Source organism: uncultured Demequina sp., from assembly GCF_913055775.1.
Taxonomy (GTDB): Bacteria; Actinomycetota; Actinomycetes; order Actinomycetales; family Demequinaceae; genus Demequina.
In genome coordinates this window covers 1-9015 of the sequence record NZ_CAJXJX010000114.1, presented here as the reverse complement: position 1 = coordinate 9015, position 9015 = coordinate 1, and the positions used below count along the sequence as shown (strand labels likewise).

9 protein-coding genes are annotated in these 9015 nt (G+C 71.3%); 4 read left to right on the top strand and 5 right to left on the bottom strand.

Translation table 11 applies throughout. The features are described 5' to 3' along the window. On the bottom strand, positions 1–974 hold a 974-nt coding region (locus tag QZ483_RS10965; RefSeq protein WP_297083921.1), incomplete at its 3' end, for a DNA repair protein RadA. Positions 975–1059: 85 nt separating this feature from the next. On the opposite strand from QZ483_RS10965, the gene QZ483_RS10960 reads away from it, so the two are divergent. The 3 genes from QZ483_RS10960 to QZ483_RS10950 all read left to right on the top strand — a co-directional run bounded on the left by QZ483_RS10960 (position 1060) and on the right by QZ483_RS10950 (position 5660). Beyond that, on the top strand, positions 1060–2220 hold the full coding sequence (locus QZ483_RS10960) for a hypothetical protein (RefSeq protein WP_297083919.1): 1161 nt from the start codon (positions 1060–1062) through the stop codon (positions 2218–2220). Between the two features lie 31 nt (positions 2221–2251). Further along, positions 2252–3100, top strand: a complete 849-nt coding sequence (proC, locus tag QZ483_RS10955) for a pyrroline-5-carboxylate reductase (protein WP_297083916.1) — start codon at positions 2252–2254, stop codon at positions 3098–3100. A 121-nt stretch (positions 3101–3221) separates the two neighbouring features. Next, positions 3222–5660 (top strand): GH36-type glycosyl hydrolase domain-containing protein, encoded by a 2439-nt coding sequence (locus QZ483_RS10950; RefSeq protein ID WP_297083914.1) that lies wholly within the window; start codon positions 3222–3224, stop codon positions 5658–5660. 3 nt (positions 5661–5663) lie between these two features. Here the strand turns inward: QZ483_RS10950 and QZ483_RS10945 are convergent, their stop codons facing one another. From QZ483_RS10945 to QZ483_RS10930, 4 genes are read right to left on the bottom strand one after another with little or no spacing between them, the layout of a single operon-like run. Beyond that, positions 5664–6284, bottom strand: coding sequence for a GyrI-like domain-containing protein (locus tag QZ483_RS10945; protein ID WP_297083912.1), 621 nt, complete (start codon positions 6282–6284; stop codon positions 5664–5666). A 2-nt stretch (positions 6285–6286) separates the two neighbouring features. Beyond that, positions 6287–7117 carry a MerR family transcriptional regulator gene (locus tag QZ483_RS10940; RefSeq protein ID WP_297083910.1) on the bottom strand — a complete coding sequence of 277 codons (831 nt, stop codon included), beginning with the start codon at positions 7115–7117 and terminating at the stop codon, positions 6287–6289. 47 nt (positions 7118–7164) lie between these two features. Next, complete coding sequence (locus QZ483_RS10935; RefSeq protein ID WP_297083907.1) at positions 7165–7563, bottom strand: HNH endonuclease; 399 nt, start codon at positions 7561–7563, stop codon at positions 7165–7167. Positions 7564–7609: 46 nt separating this feature from the next. Then, positions 7610–8002 carry an FKBP-type peptidyl-prolyl cis-trans isomerase gene (locus QZ483_RS10930; RefSeq protein ID WP_297083905.1) on the bottom strand — a complete coding sequence of 131 codons (393 nt, stop codon included), beginning with the start codon at positions 8000–8002 and terminating at the stop codon, positions 7610–7612. A gap of 161 nt (positions 8003–8163) precedes the next feature. Between QZ483_RS10930 and QZ483_RS10925 the strand changes: the two genes are divergently transcribed. Beyond that, the coding region (locus tag QZ483_RS10925) for a DUF418 domain-containing protein (protein ID WP_367117107.1) at positions 8164–9015 on the top strand (852 nt) is incomplete at its 3' end.

Sequence of the window (9015 nt, the reverse complement as noted above, 5' to 3'; positions counted from 1 at the left end):
GCCCGGCGCGGGTTGCTCAGGGCGCTGGGCGCGACGAGCGCCTGAATCTCCGCGGGCAGCGGCCGCTTGCCGTCGATCGTGATGGTGGCGCACGTCCCTGCGACGTGCGCGCCCTCGCGCGACAGGAACAGCCCCGACGGGTCCGCGACGCCCTCGATCCCGGAGTCCAGCAGCTGGAAGCAGCCGACCTCGTCCACCGACCCGAACCGGTTCTTGGCCGAGCGCAAGAGGCGCAGCTGCGAGTGCTGCTCTCCCTCGAACTGGCAGACCACGTCCACGAGGTGCTCGACGATGCGCGGACCGGCGACGGTGCCCTCGCGCGTGACGTGGCCGACGAGCACCATGGGGAAACCGCGGGACTTCGCCGCCTGGATCAGCGCGGAGGCCACCTCGCGCACCTGGCTCACGCCGCCAGCAGTGCCGTCGACAGCGCTCGAGGCGATGGTCTGGATCGAGTCCACCATCAGCAGGTCCGGCTGCTCGGCGTCGATGTGCGCGAGCACCGAGCCCAGGTCCGTCTCCGCGGCGAGCAGCAGCCCGGAGTCCAGCGCGCCGATGCGCTCGGCGCGCAGCCGCACCTGGCCGGCGGACTCCTCTCCCGTGACGTAGAGCACCGTGCGATCGGCCCGCGAGGCGCGGGCGGCGACGTCGAGCAGCAGCGTGGACTTGCCCACGCCGGGCTCTCCGGCGAGCAGCACTACCGCGCCGGGGACGAGTCCGCCGCCGAGCACGCGGTCGAACTCGTCGACTCCCGTCGGGTGGCGCTGCGATGCCGTGGCAACCACGTCGCCGATGCGCTGAGCGGCAGAGGTGGTAGCGGTCGCACGGGTCGACGGCCCGGCGGGCGCAGCGCCCGCCTCGACCACCGTGCCCCACGCCTGGCACTCGCCGCAGCGGCCGACCCACTTGACGGCTGTCCAGCCGCACTCGGTGCAGCGGTAGCCCGGCTTCGCGGTACGGGTCGATGTCGCCATGCGCCCACGCTAGTCGCCCCCTCGGACACGCGCGCACGCGCGCCGCTCTCCGCCGCCCGGCACGGCGCGCCGTACTCTGGGAATCATGCCGTCGCCGATTCCTCCCGAGCGCCCGAGCCCGTGGCACGCCGTTCACGGCGGCTCCGCCCCGCGCGAGGCGGTCGCGCCGTCCAAGCCAGCGGTTCCGACCACGGGCTCGATCCCGGTGGTGCCGTCCCCGATCGAGGACGAGGAGGCGGACGTGGTGGCGCCGGTCGAGGAGCCCCCGGTCGAGGAGATCATGCCCTCCTCGCGCGGCACGCTGTGGAGCACCGTGCCGCCCGAGCCTCAGCCGGGGCCCGAGAGCGCCGCGCAGTCGCCGTTCGCCTCCCTGGGCGACACCGCGGTGCGCAATGCCTCCCTGGCCGCCTCGGGCGCACCCACGCCCATCGCGGGTGTGCACAAGCCCACGGCCGCGCAGGTCGCAGCGACCGCCCCCCAGGCCACAGGCCCCACCTGGATGCTGTCCGACGGGATGGGTGCCGGCCACGGCGTCGCTCCCCAGCTCGAGTCGGAGCTTCGCAGCAAGGTTCCCGAGCTGGATGACGGCGGCCCCGCGTACACGCCGGCGTTCGGCGTGCCGGTGGCGGAGACGGCCACGGATCCGACGGCCGGTGGCGACGGCACCGACGGCGACGCGCCCCGCATCCGCGAGCGCGAGCCCTGGTGGCGGTCGACAGTGTTCCTGGTCGTCATCGGCCTGCTGGTGCTCGGCGGCATCGGCTACGGCCTGTACGTGCTGCTGTCCCCGGAGCCGGAGACGGTGCAGTTGACCGAGGAGGTGCTGGTCGCCGAGAAGGAGGTGCCGACCCTCGACCCCATCGAGATCGCCGACCCGACCGCGTTCCAAGCGGCACTCCCGACAGTCGTCGGCACGTTCGTGCTGACGGACGCCCAGTCCCCGGACGTCGCCGACGCCGGGCTCGAGGCCCGCGCCGCCGAGGTGAGCGACCTGACCTATGGCGACGGCGAGGTCGAGCTCCAGGTGCGCGCGATCCAGCACTACGACGACGAGGCGGCCGTCGCGCAGTTCGAGGCCCTCACCGCCGACAGCACGGACCGCGAGCCGGTGGACGCGGGCGGGTCGCAGGTGGGCGAGCGCGCGAGCATCGACGGCGGCATCGTGTGGCGCAACGGCACGGCAGTGTTCGTGCTGACCGGACCGGCCGACGAGCTCGAGGACTTCTACGCGGCGTACCCGTTGTAGCCCACGCCACGCGGTCCGTTAGCCTGACCGCATGAGCGACGACGCACGCACCGAGTCAACGCAGGCACCCCGCATCGCCGTGATCGGCGGTGGCGTGATGGGCGGCACCATCCTGACCGCGCTTCGCGTGGGCGGCTGGCCCGAGTCGAGGATCGTGGTGGCTGAGCGCGACGGCGGCCGTCGAGCGGCCCTCGCCGAGGGGCACGGGGTCGAGGCGACGGCGTCGATCAGCGACGCCGTCGAAGGAGCGGAGGCCATCGTCATCGCCGTCAAGCCGCAGGATGCGGCCGAGACGCTCGAGCAGATCTCCAGCGCCTACAAGCCTGGCGCGCTCGTGATGACCGTGGCCGCCGGCCTGGCGGCATCCTTCTACGAGGAGCGGCTGCCCGAGGGCGCGCCGGTGGTGCGGTGCATGCCCAACACCCCGGCGATCGTCGCGCACGGCGCGACGGCGATCTGCGCCGGCGCTCACGCCAGCCAGGAGCACCTCGCTCTCGCCGGGGCGATCCTGCGCGCGACCGGCCTCGTCGTGGCCGTGCGCCGCGAGGAGCAGATCGACGCCGTCACGGCCGTCTCGGGATCGGGTCCCGCGTACTTCTACGCCGTTGTCGAGGCGCTCGCGGAGGCCGGCGTCAAGCAGGGCCTCGATCGAGTCCTCGCCACGCAGCTCGCCGCGCAGACCTTCGTGGGTGCGGCGCGGCTCCTCAAGGAGTCCGGCGATTCCCCGACCGTGCTGCGCCAGCGCGTCAGCTCACCCGGCGGCACGACCATCGCGGCGCTCGAGGCCATGGAGGCGGCCGGGCTGGCCGACGTGATCGCCGCAGGCGCGGATGCGGCGGCCGCCCGCTCCCGGGAGCTCGGGGAGGAGCTCGCCGGCTGAACGCGGCCCCCGGGCGCCGTGCGCCCGGGCGGTGACCCCAGCATCGGCCCTCTGCACTAGGCTGTTCTCGCGGTCGTAACGTTACGATGGCCGCTGAGGGAACTGCGCGAGGGAGCACAGCATGCAGCACGGTCACTTCGACGACGAGGCCCGCGAGTACGTCATCACCCGCCCCGACACGCCGCGGAGCTGGTCCAACTACCTGGGCTCACGCCTCTACGGCGGGATCATCACGCAGGGCGCCGGCGGCTACTCGTTCTACAAGTCCGGCGGCACGGGCCGCGTGCTGCGCTTCCGCTTCAACGGGGTCCCGCAGGACGAGCCCGGCCGCTTCATCTACCTCAGGGACGATGCGGACGGCGACTTCTGGTCGGCGTCCTGGCAGCCGGTGGGCAAGCCGATGCGCGGGAGGGATGGCGAGAGCGACGACACCCAGGCGGCGACGGTGCGCCACGGCCTGGGCTACTCGATCTTCGAGTCCACGTATCGCGGCATCACTTCGACCGCCACGTTCTTCATCCCCAAGGACCAGGCATTCGAGTACTGGTCGGTGACGGTCACCAACACCACCGACCGGACGCGCCACGTGTCGCTGTTCTCGTACGCGGAGCTCGCCAACGAGTGGAACTACCGCCAGGACCTCGAGAACCTCCAGTACTCGCAGTACGTGGTGGTCGCGAAGAAGCGCGACGGCATGATCTCGCGCGCGAACTCGACGCGGACGGCATGGTCCAAGCTGTGGTTCGGCATGGCGGGAGCGGACGTCGCGTCCTTCGACACGGACCGCGACGCGTTCCTGGGGCCCTACCGCACGCAGTCCGCTCCCCTGGCGGTCGAGCGCGGCGAGTGCAGCGGGTCGGAGTGCGTGGGCGACAACTCGTGCTCGTCGCTGCACGCACGCCTCGAGCTCGCGCCGGGCGAGACGCGCCAGGTCATCTACATGCTGGGCATGGGCGACACGGACGAGCCGTGGGACGACAGCGATGGGCTCACCCACCGTCCGGGGCGCGAGACCCTGGCGGAGTACGCCACGCCCGAGAGGGTCGACGCGGAGCTCGCCGCGATCCGCGACGAGTGGCGCGACTTCCTGGCGCCGCTGCAGGTCGCCACTCCCGACGCCGAGATGAACTCGATGGTCAACGTCTGGCACGCGTACCAGACCCACATGACGTTTAACTGGTCGCGCGGGGTCTCGCTCATCGAGGCCGGCGATCGCGACGGGCTGGGGTACCGCGACACGGTGCAGGACATGCTCGCCGTGATCCACGCGATCCCGGAGGCGGTGCGCGAGCGCCTCGACATGATCCTCACGGGCCAGACCGCGGAAGGTGGAGCGATGCCGCTGGTGAAGCCGCTGACGCACTCCCCCGGGTCCGAGGAGACGCCGACGGTCTCGACGTACCGCAGCGACGACCCCCTGTGGCTGCCCATCACCGTCGCGAACTTCGTCTACGAGACCGGCGACGTGTCCTACCTGGACCAGGTGCTGCCGTACGCGGATCACGGCGAGGCCACGGTCTTCGAGCACCTGCGCCAGGCGATTCAGTTCTCGCTCGACCACCTGGGCGCGAACGGGCTGGTCCAGGGCCTGCAGGCGGACTGGAACGACTGCATCCAGTTCGGCACCACGGGCGAGTCGATGTTCTCGACGTTCCTCATGGCCAACGGCTGCCGGATCGTCGCCGAGCTCGCGGAGCAGACGGGCCGCACTGAGGACGCGGCGTGGGCGCGCGGCGTGCTGGAGTCGCTCCAGCCCGTGCTCGAGGGTGCGTGGGACGGCCAGTGGTACATCCGCGGCATCTCCGCGACCGGCGCCAAGCTGGGATCGGACGCTCTCGACGAGGGCAAGATCTACCTCGAGCCCAACGTGTGGGCCGCGATGTCGAAGGTCATCCCGGTCGAGCGGGCCATCGGCGCGATGGACTCCGTGCACGAGCGCCTCAGCACCGAGCACGGCGTCGCCCTGTGCGCCCCCGCCCACACCAAGGAGGTCCCGGGCGTGGGGCTCAGCCTGCTGGTGTTCCCCGTGGGCCACAAGGAGAACGGCGGCATCTTCTGCCACGCCAACTCGTGGACCATCGTCGCCGAGTCGGTCCTGGGTCGCGGCGACCGCGCGTACGAGTACTACCGCGGCTACCTGCCCGCGAAGTACAACGACGCCGCGGAGATCCACCAGGTCGAGCCGTACGTGTACTGCCAGTTCACGCACGGCCCCGAGTCGCCGCGGTTCGGTCAGGCGCGCAACCCGTGGCTCACGGGCACCGCGTCATGGTCCTACGTGGGAGTGACCCAGGGCATCCTCGGCATCCGTCCCGAGCTCGAGGGCCTGCGCATCGACCCGTGCCTGCCGGAAGGCTGGGGCGGCTTCCAGGTCACCCGCCGGTTCCGCGGCATGGACCTCACCATCAACGTGGTGAACGAGTCCGGCGTCGCGACCGGGGTCAGCTCGGTGACGGTCGAGGGCTTCGAGGTCGCCGCCGACGGCGACGAGGCGCGCGGCGCCCTGGTGCCGGTCGAGGCGCTCAAGGACGGCGACGTTCTCACCGTCACGATGGGCTGACGCTCACGATGGGCTGACAGCAGGCTGGCGGAGGATCGTCCTGAGCTTCTCGGGAGCGGTGCGGCGCGGGTCGCCCAGGTAGATCTCGTGGTGCTTGCCAGCCAGAGCGAGCCCCGCATCGGCGATCGCCTGGTGCATCGCCTCGATCACCGGTCCTTCCTCGGAGAACGGACCCACGTGGAGGGTCTGCGCGCACCGCCCCTCCTCGATGGTCTCCACCCGGACCCGCGCCAGCTGGTCCGCGGCGACCTTGCGGGCGGCCTTCCCGCGCGCGGCATCGAGGAGCTCGTCGTCGATCCACTCGGGCACCAGGATCATCGCCGTCGACAGCCACTGCGACGGGTCGCGGCTGGTCGAGAACGCTGCCATGTCCTCGGCCCACCACAGCGCCTCGAGCGGCGGGACCACGTAATCGCGGCCGCGGTCGATCTTGGACGCGAACTTGAGGGCGTAGGCGAACGGGTAGAGAGCCTCGACCGCGCTGATGAACGAGTCGTCGTCCGGGGCCCCCGCAGCGTCGACGGCGAGATAGCGCAGCGGCGGGACGTCGATGAGGTCGATGCGGCCGCGCCGGGCAGCGTACGACGGGAGGGACTTCTTGAGGTCGACCTTGGACGCGGCCATGATCAGGTCCACGCCAGCGGGAAGCGGACCTCGGTGAGCTGTTCGCCGTCGGCCACCTCGCTGGGGTCGTTGAGGTAGATCTCGGCCGGCGGACCCACCACCTCGCGGCCGTGCTCCTGGATCCATCGCTCGAGGGCCTCGTACGCCGGGCCGATCTCGATGTAGGGCCCCGCGTGCACGGTCGTGGCGACCTCCGCGGCCGGGAGGTCCTTCCACGCGACCGTGCCGAGCGGCCCCTCGACGGGACCCTCGGCGCCGGGCGGCACCGGCACGCACATCTCCAGGTCGCCCGGCGTCGACTCGTCGAGGAGCTGGTGGTACACGACGAACGGCGGCCCCACGATGGCGTGGCCGGCGGCGACGGCCGCGGCGTGCGCCGCTCCGAACCCCTGGCCGATGGCCTCGCCCACCCCACGCAGCTCGGTGTGGACGGTGTGGCTGACGACGCGCACGGACGGCACCTGCTTGGTCTCGACCTCGTACGGCATGGCTATCTCCTTGTAATTGATGAGCTTGTCGAGGAACCGCAGCATCCGCTCCTGATCGGCGAGCCTTCCCTGCAGCCGTGAGCGATGCTCGTCGAGAGCCCCGCGCACGGCGTGCGGGTCCTCCGCATCCAGCACGTCGCGAATCTGCTCGATCGACATGTCGACCATCCGCAGCGCACGGATCGCCTCAGCGCTGCGGAGCTGGTCCGCCAGGTAGTAGCGGTAGCCGCTCGAATCGTCGACGTGCGCCGGCACGAGCAGGCCCTGCGCGTCGTAGAAGCGCAGCGCCTTGACCGAGATCCGGCTCGCTCGCGCGAAACTGCCGATCGGCATCAGTGATCCCACAGGTCCCTCCTTGCACCCTCAGGATCCAGCCTCCCGCAAGGGGAGGGTCAAGCGCGCGGCGAAACAGACCCGGCGGAGGCGGTCGCCGTGCGCTGGAACTGCGCCCATCGAAGCAGGAACGCACGCTCGTCGAGGCCCTTGCGGCGCATCCACGCGGTGACCTCGTCGTTGGACTTGGAGGCGTTGCACGACCGGCAAGCCGGCACCACGTTGTCGCGCGTGTAGCGCCCGCCGCGCGACAGTGGCTGCACGCAGTCCTTCTGCAGAGCGCTCGCGCCGCGACCGCAGTAGGCGCAGGCCTCACCCCACGCCAGCAGGATCGCCTCCCACTCCGCGGGAGTGAGGTCGTTGTCCGCCCGGCTCATGCGACCGGCGCGGCGCTTGGCGTACCGGGCACGCTGCGCGGCGCTCGGTGCGCGGTACGCACGGCGTTTGGACGGGCTCATGACGTCAGGCTAGGCCCGGCACACGCACCTGTGAGCGTGTGACGCGCTACTTCGCGTCGACCACGTCGATCGCGAAGACCAGGGTCGAGCCGCCCGGGATGGGGCCCATCGAGCGCTGACCGTAGCCCTTCTCCGGAGGCACCACGATGAGCACCTTCGAACCCACCGGCACGCCAGAGAGGCCGTCGACCCAGCCCTCGATGAGCGAGCCGCGCGCGAGCCCGAACGAGATGGTCTGGCCGCGCGACCACGACGAGTCGAACTGCGCGCCGTCCCACAGCCAGCCGGTGTAGTGGACGGTGATCTGCTGGCCCTCGACCACGTCCGGTCCGTCGCCGCGCTCGAGGATCTCAACGGCCAGCCCGTCGGGCTTCACCGCCCCTGCGAAGTCGACGGACGGCGCGCCGGAGGCGTCGCGGGTGATGGCGGGCAGAGTCATGGGAGCTCCTCGTGGTGGGGGTCTCCCGCCAGCCTAGGCGAGCGCGGGCCGGGGCGCTCGCGGCGGCGATTCATCCCCACGAATGATGGCGATCCGGCGCATGCCTGATTCCCCCCGGGGGCTCGCGCCTGGTGTGATGCGGTGGTGCGAAAGTCCATGCCATGACCCGGCCAACCTCGATCACCCGCGCGGAACGCTCGCTCGCTCCTGACATCGCGCGCGGGTTCATGCTGCTGTTCATCGCGCTCGCCAACGTCGTGCACTACACGTGGGCGAGGCCGCTGACCACGTCCGGCTTCCACGCCGATTCGAGCACGCTCGACTCTGTGCTGCTGTTGCTCGAGCAGCTGCTCGTCCATGACCGGTCGCGACCCATGTTCGCCGTGCTCTATGGCTTTGGGATCGCGATGATCGCATCGCGACTGCTGGAGCGCGGGGTCTCGGCTCGAGATGCGCGCCACCTGATCCGCCGGCGCAGTTGGTGGCTGATCGCGTTGGGCGCCGCCCACTCGGTGCTACTGTTCGCGGGCGACATCCTCGCCCCGTACGGCGTGACCGGGCTGATCGTCGCTGCGTGGTACGGCCGATCGACCGCGTGGCTCAGGCGCGCTGCAGCGCTGTCCGGCGTCGTGGTGACGCTGGTGGCGATCCCGATCTACGCGCTGCTGCTCGCCCAAGGGACGGGCACTCTGGCCGACGACACCGCCGCTCCGGCCACGGGCTTCTCGTACCTGGAGTCGATGCTGACCGGGCTGGTGGGGACCCTCCTGACGTCGACCATCGCCGGCGCATTCCTGTTCTTCGTGCCGCTCACCTCCGTGGGCATGCTCATCCACCGAGCGGGCTGGCTCACGGCGCCCGGGGACCACCTGCCAGCACTGCGACGTACGGCGATCGCCGGCGTGCTCACCGGAGTCGTCTCGGCACTACCGATCGCCTTGATCGCGGTGGGTGTGTGGGCGGCATCGCCGGCCGTGCACGGTGCGGCGCTCTGGCTGACGGTGACCGGGGGA